Source organism: Citrobacter sp. MGH104, from assembly GCF_001034485.1.
Lineage (GTDB): Bacteria > Pseudomonadota > Gammaproteobacteria > Enterobacterales > Enterobacteriaceae > Citrobacter > Citrobacter freundii.
The window spans coordinates 1796903-1819093 of record NZ_KQ089818.1 but is presented as its reverse complement, the minus strand read 5'-3'; the positions used below and the strand labels follow the sequence as shown (position 1 = coordinate 1819093).

The 22191-nt window shown below is 53.3% G+C and carries 20 protein-coding genes; 11 read left to right on the top strand and 9 right to left on the bottom strand.

Annotated features, from left to right (window positions below):
• Nucleotides 1–22 precede the first annotated feature (22 nt).
• A complete protein-coding gene (ebgR, locus tag SK34_RS08470) occupies nt 23–1006 on the bottom strand; it encodes a transcriptional regulator EbgR (protein ID WP_003024771.1) in 984 nt (327 codons plus the stop codon).
• A gap of 209 nt (nt 1007–1215) precedes the next feature.
• On the opposite strand from ebgR, the gene SK34_RS08465 reads away from it, so the two are divergent.
• Nucleotides 1216–1548, top strand: coding sequence for a tRNA-binding protein (locus SK34_RS08465; protein WP_003024768.1), 333 nt, complete (start codon nt 1216–1218; stop codon nt 1546–1548).
• 73 nt (nt 1549–1621) lie between these two features.
• Here the strand turns inward: SK34_RS08465 and ygjG are convergent, their stop codons facing one another.
• Complete coding sequence (gene ygjG, locus SK34_RS08460) at nt 1622–3001, bottom strand: putrescine aminotransferase (RefSeq protein WP_168150126.1); 1380 nt, start codon at nt 2999–3001, stop codon at nt 1622–1624.
• Between the two features lie 430 nt (nt 3002–3431).
• Between ygjG and SK34_RS08455 the strand changes: the two genes are divergently transcribed.
• A complete protein-coding gene (locus SK34_RS08455; RefSeq protein ID WP_003841468.1) occupies nt 3432–4952 on the top strand; it encodes a methyl-accepting chemotaxis protein in 1521 nt (506 codons plus the stop codon).
• 53 nt (nt 4953–5005) lie between these two features.
• On the opposite strand, the gene SK34_RS08450 is transcribed toward SK34_RS08455, so the two are convergent.
• The gene (locus SK34_RS08450) at nt 5006–5683 is read right to left on the bottom strand and encodes a PadR family transcriptional regulator (RefSeq protein WP_161799266.1); all 678 of its coding nucleotides are present in this window, start codon (nt 5681–5683) and stop codon (nt 5006–5008) included.
• A gap of 237 nt (nt 5684–5920) precedes the next feature.
• Between SK34_RS08450 and SK34_RS08445 the strand changes: the two genes are divergently transcribed.
• The gene (locus tag SK34_RS08445) at nt 5921–6703 is read left to right on the top strand and encodes a siderophore-interacting protein (protein ID WP_046670253.1); all 783 of its coding nucleotides are present in this window, start codon (nt 5921–5923) and stop codon (nt 6701–6703) included.
• Here the strand turns inward: SK34_RS08445 and SK34_RS08440 are convergent.
• Nucleotides 6700–7548: a helix-turn-helix domain-containing protein gene (locus SK34_RS08440; protein WP_003024755.1), complete on the bottom strand. Its 849-nt coding sequence runs from the start codon at nt 7546–7548 to the stop codon at nt 6700–6702. The genes SK34_RS08445 and SK34_RS08440 overlap by 4 nt on opposite strands.
• Before the next feature lie 67 nt (nt 7549–7615).
• Between SK34_RS08440 and cfa the strand changes: the two genes are divergently transcribed.
• Nucleotides 7616–8770 carry a cyclopropane fatty acyl phospholipid synthase gene (cfa, locus tag SK34_RS08435; RefSeq protein WP_003846231.1) on the top strand — a complete coding sequence of 385 codons (1155 nt, stop codon included), beginning with the start codon at nt 7616–7618 and terminating at the stop codon, nt 8768–8770.
• A gap of 89 nt (nt 8771–8859) precedes the next feature.
• On the opposite strand, the gene SK34_RS08430 is transcribed toward cfa, so the two are convergent.
• On the bottom strand, nt 8860–10518 hold the full coding sequence (locus SK34_RS08430) for a glycerone kinase (RefSeq protein WP_048232831.1): 1659 nt from the start codon (nt 10516–10518) through the stop codon (nt 8860–8862).
• Nucleotides 10519–11079: 561 nt separating this feature from the next.
• Between SK34_RS08430 and SK34_RS08425 the strand changes: the two genes are divergently transcribed.
• Together SK34_RS08425 and dhaR are read left to right on the top strand one after the other, a co-directional pair.
• Nucleotides 11080–12177, top strand: coding sequence for a glycerol dehydrogenase (locus tag SK34_RS08425; RefSeq protein ID WP_003024745.1), 1098 nt, complete (start codon nt 11080–11082; stop codon nt 12175–12177).
• 91 nt (nt 12178–12268) lie between these two features.
• Complete coding sequence (gene dhaR, locus SK34_RS08420; protein ID WP_048232830.1) at nt 12269–14194, top strand: dihydroxyacetone kinase operon transcriptional regulator DhaR; 1926 nt, start codon at nt 12269–12271, stop codon at nt 14192–14194.
• On the opposite strand, the gene SK34_RS08415 is transcribed toward dhaR, so the two are convergent.
• From SK34_RS08415 to SK34_RS08400, 4 genes are read right to left on the bottom strand one after another with little or no spacing between them, the layout of a single operon-like run.
• Entirely contained in the window at nt 14172–14702 is a 531-nt protein-coding gene (locus SK34_RS08415; RefSeq protein ID WP_003841452.1) for a cob(I)yrinic acid a,c-diamide adenosyltransferase, read from the bottom strand. The two genes, dhaR and SK34_RS08415, sit on opposite strands and share 23 nt — an antisense overlap.
• Entirely contained in the window at nt 14703–15056 is a 354-nt protein-coding gene (locus SK34_RS08410; protein ID WP_032950260.1) for a glycerol dehydratase reactivase beta/small subunit family protein, read from the bottom strand. It abuts the gene before it with no gap.
• 16 nt (nt 15057–15072) lie between these two features.
• Complete coding sequence (gene dhaT, locus SK34_RS08405) at nt 15073–16236, bottom strand: 1,3-propanediol dehydrogenase (protein WP_003024734.1); 1164 nt, start codon at nt 16234–16236, stop codon at nt 15073–15075.
• 22 nt (nt 16237–16258) lie between these two features.
• Entirely contained in the window at nt 16259–16687 is a 429-nt protein-coding gene (locus SK34_RS08400) for a GlcG/HbpS family heme-binding protein (RefSeq protein ID WP_003024730.1), read from the bottom strand.
• Nucleotides 16688–17079: 392 nt separating this feature from the next.
• On the opposite strand from SK34_RS08400, the gene SK34_RS08395 reads away from it, so the two are divergent.
• The 5 genes from SK34_RS08395 (at nt 17080) to SK34_RS08375 (ending at nt 22032) form a co-directional block, all read left to right on the top strand.
• Nucleotides 17080–18747, top strand: a complete 1668-nt coding sequence (locus SK34_RS08395; RefSeq protein WP_003841447.1) for a propanediol/glycerol family dehydratase large subunit — start codon at nt 17080–17082, stop codon at nt 18745–18747.
• 11 nt (nt 18748–18758) lie between these two features.
• Nucleotides 18759–19343 carry a propanediol/glycerol family dehydratase medium subunit gene (locus SK34_RS08390; RefSeq protein ID WP_003024724.1) on the top strand — a complete coding sequence of 195 codons (585 nt, stop codon included), beginning with the start codon at nt 18759–18761 and terminating at the stop codon, nt 19341–19343.
• A gap of 2 nt (nt 19344–19345) precedes the next feature.
• On the top strand, nt 19346–19774 hold the full coding sequence (locus SK34_RS08385; protein ID WP_016151007.1) for a diol dehydratase small subunit: 429 nt from the start codon (nt 19346–19348) through the stop codon (nt 19772–19774).
• A 10-nt stretch (nt 19775–19784) separates the two neighbouring features.
• The gene (locus SK34_RS08380; RefSeq protein ID WP_048232829.1) at nt 19785–21599 is read left to right on the top strand and encodes a diol dehydratase reactivase subunit alpha; all 1815 of its coding nucleotides are present in this window, start codon (nt 19785–19787) and stop codon (nt 21597–21599) included.
• Nucleotides 21600–21708: 109 nt separating this feature from the next.
• Nucleotides 21709–22032: a DUF1889 family protein gene (locus SK34_RS08375; protein WP_001573898.1), complete on the top strand. Its 324-nt coding sequence runs from the start codon at nt 21709–21711 to the stop codon at nt 22030–22032.
• Nucleotides 22033–22191 lie beyond the last annotated feature (159 nt).

Sequence of the window (22191 nt, the reverse complement as noted above, 5' to 3'; positions counted from 1 at the left end):
CCGGACGGATTAACGGGGGATTTTAGCGGGTGGTGCCGCGCAGTTTCAGCTTGCTGGGAACAAAAACCAGCAGGGGAAGTGCACGTCCGTCGCGGGCTTTCTCAAACAGCAGGTTGACGCCCTGACTGCCCATCATTTCTGAATGGATGCGTACGGTGGAAAGCGGAGGAAAGGTGAAGCGCGCCGTCGGGATATCATTAACGCTAATCAGCGAAATATCCTGCGGAATGTTCAGTCCACGCTCGTGAATGGCGCGCAGAACGCCAATAGCAATCGAGTCAGAAGCCACAAACAGGGCGCTGGGATAGTCGGCTTTCGCCAGCATTTTTTTGGCCAGTTCATAGCCTGATGAACTGGAGAAGCCGCCGCGATAAATATCCTGTTCTGAAACGACCTGCTGCAGGCGACCGTATTCGACAAACGCGGCTTCGCGGATATCAGCCTTGCCAGGCTGATCTTCGCCGCCGATGAAGCCAATGCGGGTCACGCCCTGGGCGATGAAGTAGTCGATGCTCTCTTTACTGATGCGGGCCAGATCGATATCGACAGCGTCATATTCACTGCCGGGTTCATGAAAATCGATAAAGCAGATGTTGTCGGTAAGCGCTGTTGCCGCCTCGCGCAGCGCAGGAGAAGGCTTGCCGACAATAAGAATGCCGGTAATGTTTTTGCTCTCCGGCAACCCACTGTGCTCATAGCAGTTGGTCAGTTCAATCCCCAGCTTCTCGCACTGGGTTTCAATCCCATGGCGGATCGCGAGATAGTAAGGATCGTTGATTTCCAAATCCTGCTGATAGCTGTAGAGCGCCAGAATATGCTGGGGGCCGAGTGCGCTGGTCTGGTTCTTACGGGCGCTGCTGGTTTTATACTCCAGCTTTTCCGCGATCTCCAGAATGCGATGCTTGGTCTCTTCTTTTACATTCAGCGTGGGGTCATCGTTTAAAACCCGGGACACTGTCGCCAGGGACACGCCAGCTTCGATTGCGATGTCTTTAAGTGTTGCCATGTTTGCCTTTTCCCTGAGTTACCTGCGCATTGTAAATGAAGTGCTTATCTATTCATCTGTTTTCAGTAAAAAAAGCACGTTTAATTGACATGCTCGGGGTAAAACTGGGCTTGCAGAGTGTGATGAATACGTCATTTCCCCGCTTTTGAGAACAATGCCCGGAAAATAGTTTGCTAGTATTTAGTAAAATTTTACCAAAGGAGAAAACAATGGATACTGTCGCATTTGCTGATTTTGCCCGCATGGAAATACGTGTTGGAAAAATCGCACAGGTTAAGCGCCATGACAATGCCGATAAGCTGTATATCGTACAGGTTGATGTGGGAGAGCGTACGCTGCAAACAGTGACCAGCCTGGTGCCTTATTACAGCGAAGAGGAGCTGATGGGGAAAACGGTGGTGGTGCTGTGTAATCTGCAAAAGGCCAAAATGCGCGGTGAAACATCAGAGTGTATGCTGCTGTGCGCTGAGACGGACGATGGCAGCGAAAGCGTGCTGTTAACGCCAGAACGGGTGATGCCTGCAGGCGTGCGGATTGTTTAAATTGTGCTGATGCCGGATGGCGGCTACGCCTTATCCGGCCTACGTTTGCTCACGCAGGCCGGACAGACATCTGTTACATCTGCTCCACGCTCACCCGTAATGCTGCCAGGGCTTTGCGTGTTGATCGCAACACCAGATCGCATTGCTCGATCGTTAACGTTAGCGGCGGTTCGATGCGGATCGTCTTGGCATTGTTCAGCGTCCCAGCGACCAGCACCCGCTGGCGGAACATCTCACTGGCAAAGTTATAGCCGATTTCATTATCGACAAACTCAATCGCCATCAGCATGCCTTTGCCGCGTACATCATGTACCAGGTCCGGGTATTCCCGCGCAAGCTGACGGAAACCATCCAGCAACATATCGCCTTTCTGCTCCGCCTGAGCCGGTAAATTTTGCTCCAGCAGGACGTTAATGGTGGCCAGCGCAGCCGCACAAGCGAGCGGGTTGCCGCCAAACGTGGTGGTATGCAGGAAAGGATTGTCGAACAGGACGGAGAACACCTCTTCGGTGGCAATGGTTGCGCCAATGGGCATCACGCCGCCGCCTAACGCTTTGGCCAGACACATAATGTCGGGCTGCACATTTTCGTGCTCACAGGCGAACATCTTGCCGGTACGCCCCATCCCGGTCTGCACTTCGTCAAGGATCATCAGTGCGCCGAACTCATCGCAAAGTTTACGAACAGCGGTTAAATAGCCTTGTGGCGGCAGGATCACCCCCCCTTCACCCTGGATGGGTTCGAGGATCACGGCTGCGACATCGTCACCGGTCTTTTTACACTCGCTGAGCATGGTGCGCATCGCGTTAACATCGCCAAACGGCACATGACGGAAGCCCGGCAGCAGCGGCATAAAGGGTTTGCGGAAGGTAGATTTAGCCGTGGCGGACAGCGCGCCAAGTGATTTACCGTGGAATGCGCCGCTGGTGGCAATAAACGTAAATTTACCGCGCGGTGATTGATACGCTTTCGCCAGCTTCAGGGCGGCTTCAACCGACTCGGTCCCGCTGTTACAGAAGAAACTGTATTTCAGTTTACCGGGCGCCAGTGCGGCGAGAGTTTTTGCCAGCATGGCCCGCAGAGGGTCAAGTAACTCCTGGCTGTGCAGAGGTTGTTTCGCGAGTTGATTCTGTACGGCGGAAACCACGACTGGATTACGGTGCCCCACGTTGAAAATTCCAAAACCACCCAGGCAATCGACGAACTCCTGCCCTTGGGTGTCGACAAGCGTATTGAGGCTTCCCGCTTGCCACTCTACGGCTCCGTAATCCCCGCCTGCAGTTACAGATTTTCGATACTCTAAGAACCCCGGATTGACATGCTCCTTGAAGTACTCAATCACCTCTCGGTTTAACGATTTCATTTCCTCATGATCAAGCGTGCGCTTTTCGATGAGATTCAGTGCGTGTGCGCTGCAGGCTAGGGCCGATGCGCTGGAAGGTAACCTGTTCAAAATATGCTCCCGGAGCTCGCGTATCACATGATACTGATTTAAGTATTGCAGGGATTGCGCCATTCCGGCGCGCTTAGCAAAAATCGGGATAAACACCAGGAAACATCTCATTTACGCAACATTTAATGCCATTGTTTAACATTTGCTGGCATTTTGCCCAAGTCAGGAGCCTGAAAACAGATCGAATAAACGCAAATTTGCTCTAAAAATGGGCAATATTTGCACTGTGACGGTGCGCTGGTAGAAGTGATATTGAATAGTTACTTGATGAAAGTATTTTAAATCAATGGATTAGAATGCGTACAGTTTTTGAGGTTTAATCGCAAATTGCGATCTAAATCAAATTTAACAACTAAAGATAAAAAAATTATCGCCGAAATAACATAAGCCGAAAGAGTTAACAACCAGATAACCTGCACAGGACGCAATCATGTCTTCTCATCCCTACGTTAGTCAGCAAAATACACCGCTGGATGATGATATCACCCTCATGTCGACCACCGATTTGCAAAGCTATATCACCCATGCGAACGACACCTTCGTTCAGGTCAGCGGCTATCAACTGAATGAGTTGCTCGAAAAGCCGCACAATCTGGTTCGTCATCCGGACATGCCAAAAGCGGCGTTTGCGGATATGTGGTACACCCTGAAGCAGGGCGAGCCATGGAGCGGGATTGTGAAAAACCGGCGTAAGAATGGCGATCACTACTGGGTGAGGGCCAATGCGGTGCCGATGGTGCGGGAAGGACGCGTGACCGGGTATATGTCGATTCGTACCCGGGCAACTGACGAGGAAATTGCAGCGGTAGAGCCTTTATATAAAGCGCTGAACGAAGGACGTTGCAACCGGCGTATCCATAAGGGGTTGGTGGTACGCAAAGGCTGGCTGGGTAAACTGCCGGCGATGCCGATTCGCTGGCGGGTACGCAGCGTGATGGCATTCATGTTTGTCCTGCTAGCGGTCGCATTGCAGCAAATGGGTGCTGAATGGCCATTACTGTTGATGAGTGCATTGGTGATGCTTTTAGGAACGGCTATTTTCGAATGGCAGATTGTGCGTCCTATTGAGAATGTCACCCGTCAGGCGCTGAAAGTGGCGACCGGTGAGCGGAACAGCGTGTCGCATCTTAACCGCAGCGATGAACTGGGACTGATGCTGCGAGCAGTGGGCCAACTGGGATTAATGTGTCGCTGGCTTATTCATGACGTCTCCAGCCAGGTGAGTTGCGTGCGCAGCGACAGCGAAACGCTGGCAAAAGGTAGCGATGATTTAAATAAGCATACGCAGCAGACCGTTGAGAACGTGCAGGAAACGGTGACCACCATGAATCAGATGGCGGCATCGGTAAAACAAAACTCAGAGACCGCCGCGGCGGCTGATAAGCTCTCTATTGCCGCCAGCAGCGCGGCAACGCACGGCGGTGAGGCGATGGATACCGTCATCAAAACCATGGACGATATCGCCAACAGCACCCAGCGGATCGGCACCATTACCACGCTGATTAACGATATTGCCTTCCAGACCAACATTCTGGCTTTGAACGCCGCTGTTGAAGCCGCGCGGGCGGGCGAGCAGGGGAAAGGGTTCGCCGTGGTGGCGGGAGAAGTGCGTCATCTTGCCAGCCGCAGCGCCAGTGCGGCCAATGATATCCGCAAGCTGATTGATGCCAGCGCCGACAAAGTGCAGTCCGGATCCGACCAGGTTCACGCCGCAGGACGCACGATGGACGATATTGTGGCGCAGGTGCAAAACGTCACTCAGCTGATCGCCCAAATCAGCCACTCAACGCTGGAACAGTCAGATGGTCTTTCCAGCCTGACCCGCGCGGTGAATGAGCTGAGCAACATTACGCAGAAAAACGCCGAACTGGTTGAAGAGAGTGCGCAGATTTCCGCAATGGTGAAACATCGCGCGGGTCGTCTGGAAGATGCGGTCACGGTGCTGCATTAATACTAATAATACAGGCGGAACGTCGGGCAAACGGGTTCCGCCTGCTGTGCAGATTAATCCAGCTGAGTAATATCCAGCGCAGCGCGATCGATAATACCGATGATTTTTTTGATCTGCGCATCGCTGGTATCACCATGATTAACGCGTAGATCCAGCACGGCTTTGAAGTTTTCCAGCGCGCGTTTCATCTGTGGATTTTTGCGTAATTCAAAACCCACGCAGCGGGCTTTGATCCGTTCGTGGATATGGCCCAGATGCTCACGGTTTTCATCCAGCCATTGCTGGCCCTGGGTCGTGATCGCAATCTGTTTACGCCCACCTTCCTCGTCGCTGACGGTGATCAGTGCCTGATCCTGCAAGAAATCCAGCGTCGGATAGATAACGCCCGGGCTCGGGGTATAGTTACCCTGAGTCAGGGTTTCAATCGCTTTTATCAGCTCATAGCCGTGGCTGGCGTCGCGGGTCAAGATATCCAGAATGACCAGGCGTAATTCTCCGTGACCGAAGAAGCGTTGGCGACGACCACCACCGCCGCGACCGTGGCGGTGCCCGCAGCCGTGCTCGTGGTGGTGATCTTTGTTACAGCCTTCATGGCGATGTTCTTCACCTTTGCAGCAGCCTGCATGGTGCTCGTTGTGGCGGCCTTCATGGTGATGTCCTTCACCCTTGCAGCAGCCTTCGTGTTGGTGCTCTGTATTTTTGCAGCAACCTTCATGATGGTTTTGCATCATCGTCTCCTGATGTGTTTTAGATATATCTAATTTATATCTAAAGATTGTCATTTTGCAAGTCTACAAAATAGATGTTGTTTAAGATCATGATTATCTAGTGTTTTTGTTGATTTTTGATAGCTGTTTAATCAGACGGTGACTATATCAAAAAAGTGCTTGCAATCTTCTTTATTAGCAATCATTATCATTTAAAAAATGAATTTAGATATATCTTATTATTTTCACGAAGGCGATAACATGACAAAAAACACCTCACGCTACCCGCAGCGCGTTCGTAATGAACTGCGTTTTCGAGAACTTACCGTCCTGCGCGTAGAGCGTATTAGCGCGGGCTTTCAGCGCATTGTACTGGGCGGTGACGCTCTGGACGGTTTTAGCTCACACGGCTTTGACGACCATACCAAGGTCTTTTTCCCTGAACCGGGCAGCCACTTTGTGCCGCCTGTCGTCACCGATGAAGGCATTGTCTGGGCTGACGGTGTGCGTCCGCTTTCCCGTGACTACACGCCGTTGTATGACGAAGCGCGCCATGAGCTGGCGCTGGATTTCTATATTCATGATGGCGGCGTGGCGAGTACGTGGGCGATGAATGCCCGCGAGGGCGACAAGCTGACAATCGGCGGGCCGCGCGGTTCTTTGGTGGTGCCTGAGGATTATGCGTATCAGGTTTATGTGTGCGATGAGTCGGGAATGCCCGCGCTACGCCGACGCCTGGAGTCGCTCAGCCGTTTAGCAGCACGTCCAAACGTCACGGCGCTGGTCAGCGTGCAGGATGCGGCGTACCAGGATTATCTTGCCCATCTCGACGGGTTTACTATTGAGTGGTTTATCGGCCATGACGCGCAGGCGGTGAATGAACGCTTATCGCGACTAACCGTGCCCGCAGATGATTATTACGTCTGGATCACTGGCGAAGGCAAGGTGGTAAAAAACCTGAGTGCTCGCTTTGAAACCGAGGCGTTTGACCCTCAACGGGTGCGTGCGGCAGCCTACTGGCATCAGCGTAAAGCGGCAGATTAATAATTAGATGGCGGAACTCCAAACGCCTGGCGGAAGGCATAGCTAAATGCCGCGGTGCTTGAATATCCTACGTCGAGCGCCACGGCGGTCACGCTTTTATTTTTTTTCAGCATTAATACGGATTCCAGAATACGCATTTTTTGCTTCCAGACGCTGAAAGGCAATCCGGTTTCTTTTTTGAAATGGCGTGAAAAGGTACGGGCAGACATACCCAGATGATGCGCCCAGTATTCAACTGAATGCTCCAGGGCGGGGGATTCTTGTATGGTTCGGCATACTTTGGTTAATTCGCGATCCTGCGGCCAGGGTAATACAAAGGCGACTTCCGGGAGTTGCAGAATAATATCGACCAGTACGCTAACCAGTTTGCCCTCTTTTGACTGGCTATCATAATGACCTGAAATTGAATTCGTGGCGTAATGAATAAACTCTCTGGCGAAATCACTGATAGCCACAACTTTGCATTCATTGATGCTCTCTTCAAGAAAGCCCGGTTTAATATCCAGATTTTCTAAATACACATCATCCAATGCCCAAACTGCATGCTCAGTATTATTTGGGATCCAGATGCCATAATGCGCTGGGATTATCCAGCACTTACCAGCAACATCAATGCGCATGCTGCCTTTGCGGGCGAAATGAAATTGCATAAAAGAGTGTGAATGCTGCGGTACATGGTGGTTGGCTTCCAGGACATAAGAGCGAAAGAATACGTCCTGCGGCAGTTCGGTCATGGAGTTATCCGGGAAGGAGTTCCACTGTTTTTGCGCCAGAGTTTCCATAAATGAATCGTCAATACTCCCGATGATGTGTCCGCTGCTCGATAGATCTTGTCCGCGGATCATAATACATACACTCTTTTTTCCATAATAATCTTGCGTAATAATTTTTAGCCCACTTTTGGTAAATACCATGAACTCGCTTTGTTCAGATGCTGTCATCGTCAATGAAACAAATGATAACTGGACCCGAATGGGAAAAGAGCTGCTTTCACAAGCGGATATCAGAATTAATGGCTCACGCGCCTGGGACATTCAACTTCATCATACCGGTTTCTTTAAACGAGTATTGCAGCAAGGCTCATTAGGGCTTGGCGAAAGCTATATGGAAGGCTGGTGGGACTGCGAACGGCTCGATATTCTGTTCTGCAAAATCCTGAAAGCAAAACTCGACCAGCAGATGCCAGGTAATCTGAAAGATATTTTACGCATTGCCAGCGCGCGCCTGTTTAATTTGCAGTCACGTAGCCGTGCATGGATCGTCGGTAAAGAACATTATGATATTGGTAACGATCTCTTTGCGCTGATGCTTGATCCGCATATGCAATATTCCTGCGGTTACTGGAAAGATGCAACCACATTAAACGATGCGCAAAATGCCAAATTAAAAATGATCTGCGAGAAGCTGCAGCTTAAACCGGGTATGCGTTTACTCGATATCGGTTGTGGCTGGGGCGGGCTGGCGGAATATGCGGCGCGTCATTATGGCGTGGCAGTAGAAGGCGTTACCATTTCCAAAGAGCAGCAGAAAATGGCGCAGCAGCGCTGTGAAGGGTTGGACGTTAACATTCTGCTGCAGGATTATCGCGATCTTAATAAACACTACGATCGCATTGTCTCCGTGGGGATGTTTGAACATGTCGGGCCGAAAAACTACGACACCTATTTCAGTATCGCCGACCGTTGTTTAAAACCAGACGGACTGTTCCTGCTGCATACCATTGGTAGCAATAAAAAAGGGATGAGCGTCGATCCGTGGATCAATAAATACATTTTCCCAAATGGCTGCTTACCGGCGATTTCCCATATTGCCGAGGCCAGCGAATCACGGTTTGTGATGGAAGACTGGCATAACTTCGGCAGCGATTACGATAAAACGCTGATGGCCTGGCATGAGCGCTTTAATCAGGCATGGCCGGAGCTGTCATCACGTTATTCAGCCACCTTCAGAAGAATGTTTAATTACTATTTATGCGCGTGCGCAGGGGCTTTCCGCGCCAGAGATATTGAGCTTTGGCAGGTGCTGTTTAGCCGCGGCGTAGAGGGCGGGATCCGCGTTTATCGTTAACGTCCGCCGGATGGCTGTGTTGCCTTATCCGGCCTACAAAGCTTTGCACTCGTAGGCCTGATAAGCGCAGCGCATCAGGCACTTATGGCTTATCCCAGTTCACTCTCTGCCAGCGCTTTAAACACCATCGCTACGGCGTGCGCGCCGGGGTCCATATTTCCGAGCAGGCTTTCGCTGCTGAGATACGATGCGCGACCGGCATTGGCTTTGCTAGACAAACAGGTTCGTTCGGCTCCCGCTTGCGCGGCGTCGAATGCGGCCTGCAGATTTTGCGGCTGCGTGAGCAGCGAAGCCAGGGCCGGTTGCAGCGCATCTATCATGGTGCGATCGCCTTCATCTGCGCCGCCGTAGAACTTCATCTGCGCCAGTCCCGTATTCAGGGATTCGGCAACGCTAGCTCCCTGTTCCAGTTTCTGCCCTGCGGCGGTAAAGAAAATAGACATCAGTACACCGCTGGAACCGCCCATCACCACGGTCAGACGTTCGCCAATCAGCGCGAACAGCGTGGCAAGGTTATCCAGCGGCAACTGCTGGCGATGCAACAGACTGGCAATTTCACGCGCGCCAGCGGCAAAGGTCGAACCGGTATCGCCATCGCCGACTTTGGCGTCCAGCGCATTAAGATGAGTCTCCAGATCGGAAAGGGTTGTGGTGACAAGTTCCACAATCCCGGCCACCAGGGCGTTCGCCGAAGGCTGGAATTCCACGCGTGCGCTACGCTGAGATGACGGTACACAACTGATTTCACGCGGCGGGACCGGCGTCGGCCAGTTGCTGGTTTCCACCTCGGTGAGTAGCGCTTTTTCGATGCTCTCTTCCAGCACGATGGCCGTCAGTGAAAAGCCTTTCATATCCAGCGCGGTGACCAGTGAGGCCGGGCCAATCAGCCAGTCGATACGTGGGTGCAGCGGGCTGCTGGCCAGTTCGCGGGTAATGATGGCCATTTCGGCAACGGAAACGCCGCCAAGATTGTTAACCATCACCGCCAGACGGCCGGTTTCAGGCAGGGCTGCCATCAGTTTATCCACCATCAGGTTCACCACCTGCGCACTGTTCTGGGTGTCGATAACCGATGCGCCTGGTTCGCCGTGAATGCCCATGCCCAGTTCCGCGTGGCCCGGATGATGACGCGGAGCGGCGTCGGCTTCTTGCGGCAGATGACAGCTGGAAAGCGCAACGCCCAGGCTGAAGGTGTTATTGGCCGCGTACTGCGCTTCACGCAGGACAGTGGCGAGGTTGTAGCCGCGTTCGGCAAAATAGCCTGCGATTTTATGCACCAGGATGGTTCCCGCAATGCCGCGTGGGTGTTTGTTATCAGGCAGGGAGATGTCGTCGCCAACAATCAGCATTTCAACGTTGTAACCAAGGCGACGGGCTTTCTCGGCGGCGAGACCGAAATTAAGACGGTCACCGGTGTAATTTTTCACGATCAATAAACAGCCCGCCTCACCGGTTACCGCCTGGATGGCGGTCAGTACCGCATCCACGCTCGGGGAAGCGAAAACGTCGCCGCAAACCGCAGCGGTTAGCATACCTTTACCGATAAACCCAACGTGCGCGGGTTCGTGCCCTGAACCACCGCCGGAAATTACCGCCACGTTATTTTTGTTGAGGTCACGACGGACCACGATGCGAATGGCCGGATCGCTTTCCAGACGCGCCAGGTTATTCCACGGGCTGGCGATAATCGTACCGTCGATGACGTCGCTCACGAGATGGGTGCGTTGATTAAAAAAGAATTGAGACATAACGGCTCCTTGAGGTTGAGTGTAAGACAAACCCCCGGAAGCATGGTCATGGTACGGAGGCGATAGAGAGATTCTGGCGAAGTCAGCGCGGAAAAAAACAACGTTAAAATGAGTTTCATTACGGAACGTTGTCATTGTTTTTTGTTTCGTAATGAAACCGAAAAGAACGAAGAACGATCACAATGCGAGATCGCTCGACTTTTTTCTCTCGCGATGAATGCAGCTGATACGGCACTGTCAGCTTTTTTTTTGCCGGTTTTTTGGCAAGTGAGTAGGTAAAAAGAAAGTGAGATTCGTCTGTGCCGGAGATTTGGTGGCAAATGAGCGGATCGGGATCGCAAACCTTATCATTTTTGTGGATAAGCGTTCCAATATGGAACGTACTCCGTTTTTATCTGTTTCATATCAGAACAAAAAGACGAAAGATTTTTTTGTGCACGCCTCGCCATACAGTTATTGCATCGCTCCGGTACCTCCCGTTTTCGCCGTCTGCATCAGGCCAAACAGGTTAACGCCAGGGCTCACCATGTAAAAACATGTACTTATTTGAGGATGAAAGGAATGCTAAAAGTTATTCAATCTCCAGCCAAATATCTCCAGGGTCCTGACGCTTCCACCTTGTTTGGTCAATACGCTAAAAATCTGGCGGACAGCTTTTTTGTGATTGCGGATGACTTCGTGATGAAGCTGGCGGGAGAGAAAGTACTCAACGGCCTGCACAGCCACGACATTAGCTGCCATGCGGAACGCTTTAACGGTGAATGTAGCCATGTTGAAATTAATCGACTGATTGCCATTCTGAAACAGCACGGTTGTCGCGGCGTGGTTGGGATTGGCGGCGGGAAAACGCTGGATACCGCCAAAGCGATTGGTTACTACCAGAAGCTGCCGGTGGTGGTGATCCCGACTATCGCGTCTACCGATGCGCCAACCAGCGCGCTGTCCGTTATCTATACCGAAGCCGGTGAGTTTGAAGAGTATCTGATCTACCCGAAAAACCCGGATATGGTGGTGATGGACACTGCGATCATTGCCAAAGCGCCGGTACGTCTGCTGGTGGCCGGGATGGGCGATGCGCTCTCGACCTGGTTTGAAGCGAAAGCCTGTTATGACGCCAGAGCGACCAGCATGGCGGGCGGACAGTCCACCGTGGCGGCGCTGAGCCTGGCGCGCTTGTGCTATGATACCCTGCTGGCGGAAGGCGAGAAGGCACGCTTTGCTGCGCAGGCTGGCGTGGTGACCGATGCGCTGGAGCGTATTGTCGAAGCTAACACTTACCTCAGCGGCATCGGCTTTGAAAGCAGCGGTCTTGCAGGGGCGCATGCGATCCACAACGGCTTTACGATTCTGGAAGAGTGCCACCATTTGTACCACGGTGAAAAAGTCGCCTTTGGTACGCTGGCGCAACTGGTGCTGCAAAACAGCCCGATGGAAGAGATCGAAACCGTGCTGAATTTCTGTCAGAAAGTAGGCCTGCCGGTAACGTTAGCGGAAATGGGCGTGAAAGAAGACGTTGACGGCAAGATCATGGCCGTGGCGAAAGCGACCTGCGCAGAAGGTGAAACCATCCACAATATGCCGTTCCCGGTAACGCCTGAAAGCGTACATGCCGCTATCTTGACGGCAGATCTGCTGGGACAGCAGTGGTTGGCGCGTTAATCAGTCGTCGGTAGGTTGTTATCCGGCATCTTCTCCCCCTCTGACAGTTTCTGCCGGAGGGGTTGTCTATGGTTAAACAGCGGAAAGGGATATGACGGCGCACACGCATAGCATCGGGAAGGAAGTCTCTTCAGTCATTGCCCAGTCATGGCATCGTTGCAGCAAGTTTATGCAGCGGGAAACCTGGCAGGCGCCGCATCAGGCGCAGGGACTGACCTTTGAGTCGATTTGTCGTCGCAAGACGGCGTTGCTGACGATTGCTCAGGCTGCGCTGGAAGATGCCTGGGAGTTTATGGACGGCCGCCCGTGCGCGCTGCTGATTCTGGATGAATCAGCCTGTATTCTCAGCCGTTGCGGCGATCCGCAGACGGTAGAACAGCTGGCGGAGCTTGGGTTTCGTGACGGCAGCTACTGTGCAGAAAGCATCATTGGCAGTTGTGCCCTGTCGCTGGCGACGATGCCGGGCCAGCCGACAAAAACCTCTGGCGAGCAGCATTTTAAACAGGCGCTGCATCCGTGGTCGTTCTGCTCGACGCCGGTCTTCGATAACCATGGTCGACTGTTCGGCTCCATTTCGCTGTGTTGTCTGGTGGAGCATGAGTGCGTTTCTGATTTATCCCTGACGCTGGCGATTGCCAGAGAAGTCGGCAACTCTTTGCTGACCGACAGCCTGCTGGCTGAATCCAACCGCCATCTGAACCAGATGTACGGGCTGCTGGAGAGTATGGATGATGGTGTGATGGCCTGGAACGAACAGGGCGTATTGCAGTTCCTCAATGCACGAGCGGCGCTGCTTTTGCATCTCGATGCGCAGGCCAGTCAGGGGAAAAACATTCACGATCTGCTCAATCTCCCCATGCTGCTGCGCCGGGCGATCAAACATGCCCGCGGTCTGAATCACGTCGAAGTTACCTTTGAAAGCCAGCATCAGTTTGTTGATGCCGTCATTACCCTGAAGCCGATTGTTGAGGAGCAGGGCAACAGCTTTATTCTGCTACTGCATCCGGTGGAACAAATGCGCCAGCTGATGACCAGCCAGCTCGGCAAGGTGAGCCACACCTTTGAGCAGATGTCGACTGACGATCCGGAAACCCGCCGCTTGATCCATTTTGGACGCCAGGCAGCGAGGGGGAGTTTCCCGATCTTGCTGTGCGGGGAAGAGGGTGTTGGTAAAGAGCTGCTGAGTCAGGCCATCCACAATGAAAGCGAGCGCGCCAGCGGGCCGTATATCGCCGTGAACTGTCAGCTGTATGCCAACAGCGTACTGGGGCAGGATTTTATGGGCAGTGCGCCCACCGACGATGAAAATGGCCGGTTGAGCCGTCTTGAACTGGCGAACGGCGGCACGCTGTTTCTGGAAAAAATTGAATATCTGGCGCCGGAGCTGCAATCCGCGCTGTTACAGGTGATCAAGCAGGGGGTATTAACCCGCCTGGATGCCCGTCGGCTGATTCCGGTGGATGTCAAAGTGATCGCCACTACCACGGTTGATCTCGCCAATCTGGTGGAGCAAAACCGCTTTAGCCGTCAGCTGTATTATGCGCTGCATTCTTTTGAGATAGTGATCCCACCGCTGCGGGCGCGGCGCAGTAGTATTCCCTCGCTGATTTTTACGCGGCTGAATAGCCTGAAAAAACGCTTTTCATACAGTTTGAAGATCGACGACGACGCGCTGGCGCAACTGGTGGCTTATTCGTGGCCGGGCAATGACTTTGAGCTGAACAGCATTATCGAAAACATCGCCATCAGCAGTGATAACGGCCATATTCGGCTGAGCAATCTACCGGATTATTTGTTTGCCGAACGTCCGGGTCTGGAGACGGCGTCTTCACTGCTGCCTGCTAGTCTGACGTTTACCGCTATTGAAAAAGAGGCGATTATCCATGCTGCCCGCGTCACCAGCGGGCGCGTGCAGGAGATGTCGCAACTGTTGAATATCGGTCGCACTACCTTGTGGCGCAAGATGAAGCAGTACGACATTGATGCCAGCCAGTTTAAGCGCAAGCATCTGGACTAGTTTCTTCAATTCTCGCCATCGAGAACAGCGCGTCTGACAGTCGGTTGATATAACGCCTGGGTTCATCGCGTAACGTTAGCGATCTGCTCATCGCGATGAGGACCCGCTCCAGTCGGCGCGTCAGGGTTCGCGCAACGTGTAGCTGTGCCGATGCGAGATTTTTCCCCGGAATAACAAACTCTTTGAGCGGGCCGCTTTGCGCCATATTGCGGTCAATAAGCTGCTCCAGCGCCTGAGTATCCTCTTCACCAATACGCTGTTGTAAGCGAGCGAGTCCTTTCTCATCGCTGGCGAGTTCCGCACCCAGAACAAACAGCATTTTCTGTATGGCGTGCAGATCCTGGCGTAGCCCGGCCTGACGCGTGCTGGCATAGCAGACGCCAAGTTGGGAAATCAGTTCATCCACCGTACCATAGGCCTCAACGCGGATGTCGTCTTTGTCGATACGGCTGCCGCCAAACAGTGCGGTCGTGCCTTTATCGCCGGTTCGGGTGTAGATGCGGTACATTTATTTTATCTCGCTGAAGGGAAGCACTTTGACCAGTTGACCAGCATTAGCACCGAGGACGCGGAGCCGGGCTGCACCGGCGCGGATATGACCACGGATCAGCGCCCGATCCTCGGGCAACTGGGCGTGGGTTAACGCAATATCACCCGTGGCGTTAAGACCCAGACCGACACGTAGCGTTGAGCTTTTGGCCGCAAGTTTGCTTAGTGCCAGCGCGCAGTCATGCTCGTCGCAACAGATTGCCCGGCAAGGGACACCTTGCTCTTCCAGTCCCCAGCACAGCTCATCAAGCACGCGAGTATCCTGCCAGCGCGAGTGATAAAACAGATGTACGCCCGGTGATGAAAGTGACATTGCGCCCCCTGTACTATCAGAATGCCTGACGGAAGATCTCGGCAATTTCTTTCTCGTTCCCTTTGCGCGGGTTAGAGAAGGCGTTGCCGTCCTTCAGCGCCATTTCCGCCATGTACGGGAAATCGGCTTCTTTGACACCCAGATCGCGCAGATGCTGCGGAATGCCGATGTCAGCAGAGAGACGAGCAATGGCGTGAATGGCCAGTTCTGCGGCATCCATGGTGGAAAGTCCGTCAGTGTTTTCGCCCATAAACTCTGCAATATCGGCAAATTTTTCCGGGTTAGCGATCAGGTTATAGCGCGCCACGTGCGGCAGCAGTACGGCATTCGCCACGCCGTGCGGCATGTCGTACAGACCGCCAAGCTGATGCGCCATCGCGTGAACGTAGCCGAGGTTGGCGTTGTTGAAAGCCATACCTGCCAGCAGGGAGGCGTAGGCCATGTTCTCGCGAGCTTTCAGGTTGCTGCCCAGCGCTACGGCCTGACGCAAGTTGCGTGCGATCAGGCGAATAGCCTGAATAGCGGCAGCGTCGGTGACCGGGTTGGCATCTTTGGAAATATAGGCTTCCACGGCGTGGGTCAGGGCGTCCATACCCGTCGCGGCGGTCAGCGGGGCGGGTTTGCCGAGCATCAGCAGCGGATCGTTAATGGAGACCGACGGCAGGTTACGCCAGCTGACAATCACAAACTTCACTTTGGTCTTGGTATTGGTCAGCACGCAGTGGCGGGTGACTTCGCTGGCGGTACCGGCAGTGGTATTTACCGCAACGATCGGCGGCAGCGGGTTGGTCAGGGTTTCAATCCCGGCATAGCTGTAGAGATCGCCTTCGTGAGTTGCTGCGATACCGATGCCTTTACCGCAGTCATGCGGGCTACCGCCACCGACGGTAACGATGATATCGCAATGCTCTTTGCGAAAGACTTCCAGACCGTCACGCACGTTGGTGTCTTTGGGGTTAGGTTCAACGCCATCAAAAACCACCACGTCAATGCCCGCTTCACGTAAATGGGCGAGGGTTTTATCTACCGCGCCGTCTTTAATGGCCCGCAGACCTTTATCAGTAACCAGCAGCGCTTTTTTACCGCCTAACAGTTTGCAGCGTTCGCCGACAACGGAAATAGCATTGGGGCCAAAGAAGTTCACATTTGGCACCAGGTAATCAAACATACGATAGCTCATAATATACCTTCTTAGATTTAAATTATAATTCAGAGAAACAATTCAGTGCGGTTTCTGCTAATAATCTGTCTTGTTCAACGGTGCCGCCGCTAACGCCAACGGCACCAATTAATTTACCGTTTAATATGACAGGTAAACCGCCGCCGAAAATAACAATGCGCTGTTGGTTGGTAAGCTGCAAACCATATAGCGAAGCACCAGGTTGTACCGCATCGGTAATTTCATGGGTACCCTGGCGCAGGCAGCAGGCGGTATACGCTTTATTAAGAGAGATATCACAGCTGGTGACAAACGCATCGTCCATGCGTTGCATTAGCAGCGTATTCCCACCGCGATCCACCACGGAAAAGACCACCGGAACGCTGATCTCAAGCGCTTTAGCCTCAACGGCCTGTGCCATTTTTTTTGCAGCCGCCAGCGTAATGGTGGCAATTTGTTGGCTCTTATTCACAGTTTCTCCTGAAAATGTTGTAGGGCTGAGGTCACGAAACATATCGCGCAACAGCTATTTTTATCATTGGCTTTACCTTATTTTCTCGCCGCACGTTATTAAGTCAATAGGGCGAAAATTTCAAAGATATTAAAATCACCTTCCCGGTTTTGCGTTTATTGATAATGATCATTTAACCTCGTCACAATTCACGATGGATATTCCTGAATTGCGTTTCAATATGAAACGATGCGTTTTTATTAGGTACCAAATTGGAACGAAATTAATTTTATTTTTTTATTGTTCTGCTCATTTAGAGTTCGACCATTGCTGATGAAAGGCGAATGACGGGTGTTGTGTCCCCGGCAATGCGGCCCGGCGTCCCTATTTTTTATCTTTTGAGTCAATAAATCATGAGAAGATCAAAACGATTCGAAGTACTTGCGAAGCGGCCTGTAAATCAGGATGGGCTGATTGGCGAATGGCCTGAAGAGGGGCTGATCGCCATGGAAAGCCCCTACGATCCAGCGTCGTCGGTGAAGGTGGAAAATGGTCGTATTGTTGAGCTGGACGGTAAGAGCCGCGCCGAGTTCGACATGATCGACCGTTTCATTGCCGACTACGCCATTAACGTGGCTGAGGCCGAGCACGCCATGCAGCTCGACGCGCTGGAGATCGCCAGAATGCTGGTGGATATCCACGTCAGTCGGGAAGAGATTATTGCCATTACCACTGCCATCACCCCGGCGAAAGCGGTGGAAGTGATGGCGCAAATGAACGTGGTGGAGATGATGATGGCGCTGCAAAAAATGCGTGCCAGACGCACGCCCTCCAACCAGTGCCACGTGACCAACCTGAAAGATAACCCGGTACAGATTGCCGCCGACGCTGCTGAAGCGGGGATTCGTGGTTTTTCCGAGCAGGAAACGACGGTCGGGATCGCCCGCTATGCGCCGTTTAACGCTCTTGCGCTGTTGGTCGGTTCTCAGTGTGGTCGCCCTGGCGTACTGACGCAATGTTCTGTTGAAGAGGCCACGGAGCTGGAGCTTGGCATGCGTGGGCTAACCAGTTATGCCGAAACTGTGTCGGTGTATGGCACAGAATCGGTGTTTACCGACGGTGATGACACGCCGTGGTCCAAAGCGTTTCTCGCCTCGGCTTATGCATCGCGTGGCCTGAAGATGCGCTACACCTCCGGCACTGGCTCGGAAGCGCTGATGGGCTATTCCGAAAGTAAATCGATGCTATATCTGGAGTCGCGCTGCATTTTTATCACTAAAGGCGCGGGCGTACAGGGGCTGCAAAACGGTGCGGTCAGCTGCATCGGCATGACCGGCGCTGTGCCTTCGGGGATCCGCGCGGTGCTGGCGGAAAACCTGATTGCCTCAATGCTCGACCTTGAAGTGGCCTCCGCCAATGACCAGACCTTTTCTCATTCCGATATTCGCCGTACTGCCCGCACCCTGATGCAGATGCTGCCGGGTACCGATTTTATTTTCTCTGGTTACAGCGCGGTACCCAACTACGACAACATGTTTGCCGGGTCGAACTTCGACGCTGAAGACTTCGATGATTACAACATCCTGCAACGCGATCTGATGGTTGACGGCGGTCTGCGTCCGGTGACTGAAGAAGAAACTATCGCTATACGCAATAAGGCTGCACGCGCCATTCAGGCGGTGTTCCGCGAACTGGGCTTGCCGCTGATTAGCGATGAAGAAGTGGAAGCCGCTACTTATGCTCATGGCAGCAAAGATATGCCTGCGCGCAATGTAGTGGAGGATCTGGCGGCCGTGGAAGAGATGATGAAGCGTAATATCACCGGGCTGGATATCGTCGGCGCGTTGAGTTGCAGCGGTTTTGAAGATATCGCCAGCAATATCCTCAATATGCTGAGACAGCGTGTTACTGGTGATTACCTGCAAACGTCGGCCATTCTGGATCGCCAGTTCGACGTCGTCAGCGCCGTCAACGACATCAATGATTATCAGGGACCTGGTACCGGCTATCGCATCAGTGCCGAACGCTGGGCGGAAATTAAAAATATTGCGGGCGTGGTTCAGCCCGGCTCGATCGAATAAGGCGGAACACTGTGGAATGCACAACTGAACGTAAGCCGGTTTTCACCTTACAAGTGAGCGAAGGCGAGGCGGCTAACGCGGATGAACGCGTGGATGAAGTGGTGATTGGCGTCGGCCCGGCCTTTGGCAAGCACCAGCATAAAACCCTGATTGATATGCCTCACAACGCGATTCTGAAAGAGCTGGTTGCTGGCATCGAAGAAGAGGGATTACATGCGCGGGTAGTAAGGATCCTGCGCACCTCGGATGTTTCTTTTATGGCATGGGATGCGGCAAACCTCAGCGGCTCAGGCATCGGGATTGGCATCCAGTCGAAAGGAACCACGGTGATTCATCAGCGCGATCTGCTGCCGTTAAGCAACCTCGAGCTGTTCTCTCAAGCTCCGCTGCTGACGCTGGAAACCTATCGTCAGATTGGTAAAAACGCCGCGCGATATGCACGCAAAGAGTCGCCTTCGCCGGTGCCAGTGGTCAATGACCAGATGGTGCGCCCTAAATTTATGGCCAAGGCCGCGCTGTTTCATATCAAAGAAACCAAACACGTGGTGCAGGATGCTGCGCCTGTCACGTTGCATATTGCACTGGTAAGGGAATGACCATGAACGACAACATCATGACTGCGCAGGATTACCCATTAGCGACCCGCTGTCCGGAGAAAATCCAGACGCCTACCGGCAAGCCGCTAACCGACATTACTCTTGAGAATGTGCTGGCGGGCCGCGTAGGACCACAGGATGTGCGTATTTCTCAGCAAACGCTGGAGTACCAGGCGCAGATTGCCGAGCAGATGCAGCGTCATGCCGTGGCGCGCAATTTTCGTCGTGCGGCTGAGCTGATTGCGATTCCGGATGCCCGCATTCTGGAGGTCTACAACGCGCTGCGGCCGTTTCGTTCTTCGTTCGCCGAGTTGCAGGCCATTGCCGATGAACTGGAACACACATGGCATGCCACGGTGAACGCCGGGTTTGTCCGCGAATCGGCAGAGGTATACCAGCAGAGAAATAAGCTGCGTAAAGGCAGCCAGTGACGGAGGCAGCATGCCGTTAATTGCAGGGATCGATATCGGCAACGCCACCACCGAAGTGGCGTTGGCGCAGGATGGCCGGTTTATCGGCAGCGGGATTGTCGCCACGACCGGTATGAAAGGCACGCGGGATAATATCGCCGGGGTAGTCGCGTCCCTGCAGCAGGCGCTGAATAACACGCCGTGGTCGCTGCAGGACGTAGCAAAAATTTGCATCAACGAGGCCGCACCGGTGATTGGCGATGTGGCGATGGAAACCATCACTGAAACCATCATTACCGAATCGACGATGATTGGTCATAACCCGCAAACGCCCGGTGGCGTTGGCGTGGGTATGGGAACCACCATCGCCGTGGAGAAGTTGGCGGCGTTGAGCGAGGATCGATTTGCCCAGGGCTGGATCCCGTTGGTAGGTGAGGAGATGGATTTCTTTGAGGCGGTTTGGTTTATCAATGAAGCGCTGGATCGCGGCGTCAATGTGGTGGCGGCCATCCTGAAAAAAGATGATGGGGTGCTGGTGAATAATCGCCTGCATCGGCCAATGCCGGTGGTTGATGAAGTCACTCTGCTGGAGAAGGTGCCGGAAGGTGTGCTGGCGGCGGTGGAAGTGGCGGCCCCGGGACAGGTGGTACGGGTGCTGTCGAACCCTTACGGCATTGCGACCTTCTTTGCCCTGACGCCCGAGGAAACGCAAACTATCGTCCCCATCGCCAGAGCGCTGATTGGCAACCGTTCCGCCGTGGTGCTGAAAACCCCGCAGGGCGATGTGCAATCAAGAGTGATCCCGGCGGGTAAGATCTTTATCCGTGGTGAAAAGCGTGGCGGTGAAGCCGACGTAGCGCAAGGCGCGCAGGCCATTATGCAGGCGATGAGCGCCTGCGCGCCCGTGCGCGATATTGCCGGGGAAGCTGGTACGCACGCAGGCGGCATGCTGGAGCGGGTGCGAAAGGTGATGGCCTCGCTGACCGGTCATGACATGAACACGGTGCATATTCAGGATCTGTTGGCGGTCGATACATTTATTCCGCGTAAGGTGCAGGGCGGCATCGCCGGAGAGTGTTCAATGGAGAACGCCGTGGGCATTGCGGCGATGGTGAAAGCCGATCGCTTACAGATGCAGGCCATCGCCAGTGAGCTGAGTGCCCGGTTAAACACGCCGGTTGAAGTTGGTGGCGTGGAGGCTAACATGGCTGTAGCGGGGGCGTTAACAACACCTGGATGCGCTGCGCCGCTGGCAATCCTCGATTTAGGCGCAGGATCTACCGATGCAGCCGTCATCAATAGCGATGGCATAGTGAAAGCGGTACATCTGGCCGGGGCGGGGAATATGGTCAGCCTGTTGATTCAAACAGAGCTGGGCTTAAGCGATGCATTTCTGGCGGAGGAAATTAAAAAATACCCGCTGGCAAAAGTGGAGAGCCTGTTCAGCATTCGCCATGAGAACGGCGCGGTAGAGTTTTTCCGCGAACCGCTCAGCCCGTCGGTGTTTGCCAAAGTTGTGTATTTGAAAGAGGGCGAGCTGATCCCGGTAGATAACCAGACCTCGCTGGAAAAAATACGTCTGGTGCGCCGACAGGCCAAAGAGAAGGTTTTTGTGACCAACTGCCTGCGCGCGTTACGCCTGGTGTCACCCGGTGGATCTATTCGCGATATGACTTTTGTGGTGCTGGTAGGCGGTTCTTCGCTGGATTTCGAAATCCCGCAGATGATCACCGATGCGCTGGCGCATTACGGCGTTGTCGCCGGGCAGGGCAATATTCGAGGTACCGAAGGGCCGCGTAATGCGGTGGCAACCGGACTGGTTTTAGCCGGAGATGCAAAAAAATAGCGCAGAAAACAGCCGCGCAAGCGTTTAGCTGCGGGGTAAGTCAAATAAAGGCGATGTTCTCTTTGATATCCCGACGGAGTTGGGTACATAGTATAAATGTGTCTCTCACGTGGTTAATTTTAAGGATAAGAGCATGCCAACAGCAATTGAGAAAGCATTGGATTTTATTGGTGGTATGAACACTTCGGCGTCAGTACCCCATTCAATGGATGAAAGCACCGCTAAGGGAATCTTAAAGTATTTGCATGACTTAGGTGTGCCAGCGAGTCCGGAAGTTGTGATGGCACGGGGTGAGCAGGAGGGATGGAATCCCGAGTTCACGAAAAAAGTGGCCGGATGGGCAGAAAAAGTTGCCTCCGGTAACCGCATCCTTATCAAGAACCCAGAGTATTTTTCAACCTATATGCAGGAGCAGCTCAAAGAACTCGTGTGAGCTGACTATCGAATCAAACTCTAACGGACGTTTCCATCTCGGGATGGCGGCGTCCAAATGGAATGCCAGCGATATGGGCTGGCGTATCGCGTGATATATCCTTATTCCCACGCCATCCCCCGCTACGCATTCAGAGCCATCCAATTATTGGCTTTGCCA

Bases quoted from the DNA above. Each gene is read 5' to 3' on its own strand.
- ebgR (WP_003024771.1), bottom strand. From the start codon at position 1,006: ATGGCAACACTTAAAGACATCGCAATCGAAGCTGGCGTGTCCCTGGCG.
- SK34_RS08465 (WP_003024768.1), top strand. From the start codon at position 1,216: ATGGATACTGTCGCATTTGCTGATTTTGCCCGCATGGAAATACGTGTT.
- SK34_RS08455 (WP_003841468.1), top strand. From the start codon at position 3,432: ATGTCTTCTCATCCCTACGTTAGTCAGCAAAATACACCGCTGGATGAT.
- SK34_RS08450 (WP_161799266.1), bottom strand. From the start codon at position 5,683: ATGATGCAAAACCATCATGAAGGTTGCTGCAAAAATACAGAGCACCAA.
- SK34_RS08445 (WP_046670253.1), top strand. From the start codon at position 5,921: ATGACAAAAAACACCTCACGCTACCCGCAGCGCGTTCGTAATGAACTG.
- SK34_RS08440 (WP_003024755.1), bottom strand. From the start codon at position 7,548: ATGATCCGCGGACAAGATCTATCGAGCAGCGGACACATCATCGGGAGT.
- cfa (WP_003846231.1), top strand. From the start codon at position 7,616: ATGAACTCGCTTTGTTCAGATGCTGTCATCGTCAATGAAACAAATGAT.
- SK34_RS08430 (WP_048232831.1), bottom strand. From the start codon at position 10,518: ATGTCTCAATTCTTTTTTAATCAACGCACCCATCTCGTGAGCGACGTC.
- SK34_RS08425 (WP_003024745.1), top strand. From the start codon at position 11,080: ATGCTAAAAGTTATTCAATCTCCAGCCAAATATCTCCAGGGTCCTGAC.
- dhaR (WP_048232830.1), top strand. From the start codon at position 12,269: ATGACGGCGCACACGCATAGCATCGGGAAGGAAGTCTCTTCAGTCATT.
- SK34_RS08415 (WP_003841452.1), bottom strand. From the start codon at position 14,702: ATGTACCGCATCTACACCCGAACCGGCGATAAAGGCACGACCGCACTG.
- SK34_RS08410 (WP_032950260.1), bottom strand. From the start codon at position 15,056: ATGTCACTTTCATCACCGGGCGTACATCTGTTTTATCACTCGCGCTGG.
- dhaT (WP_003024734.1), bottom strand. From the start codon at position 16,236: ATGAGCTATCGTATGTTTGATTACCTGGTGCCAAATGTGAACTTCTTT.
- SK34_RS08395 (WP_003841447.1), top strand. From the start codon at position 17,080: ATGAGAAGATCAAAACGATTCGAAGTACTTGCGAAGCGGCCTGTAAAT.
- SK34_RS08385 (WP_016151007.1), top strand. From the start codon at position 19,346: ATGAACGACAACATCATGACTGCGCAGGATTACCCATTAGCGACCCGC.
- SK34_RS08380 (WP_048232829.1), top strand. From the start codon at position 19,785: ATGCCGTTAATTGCAGGGATCGATATCGGCAACGCCACCACCGAAGTG.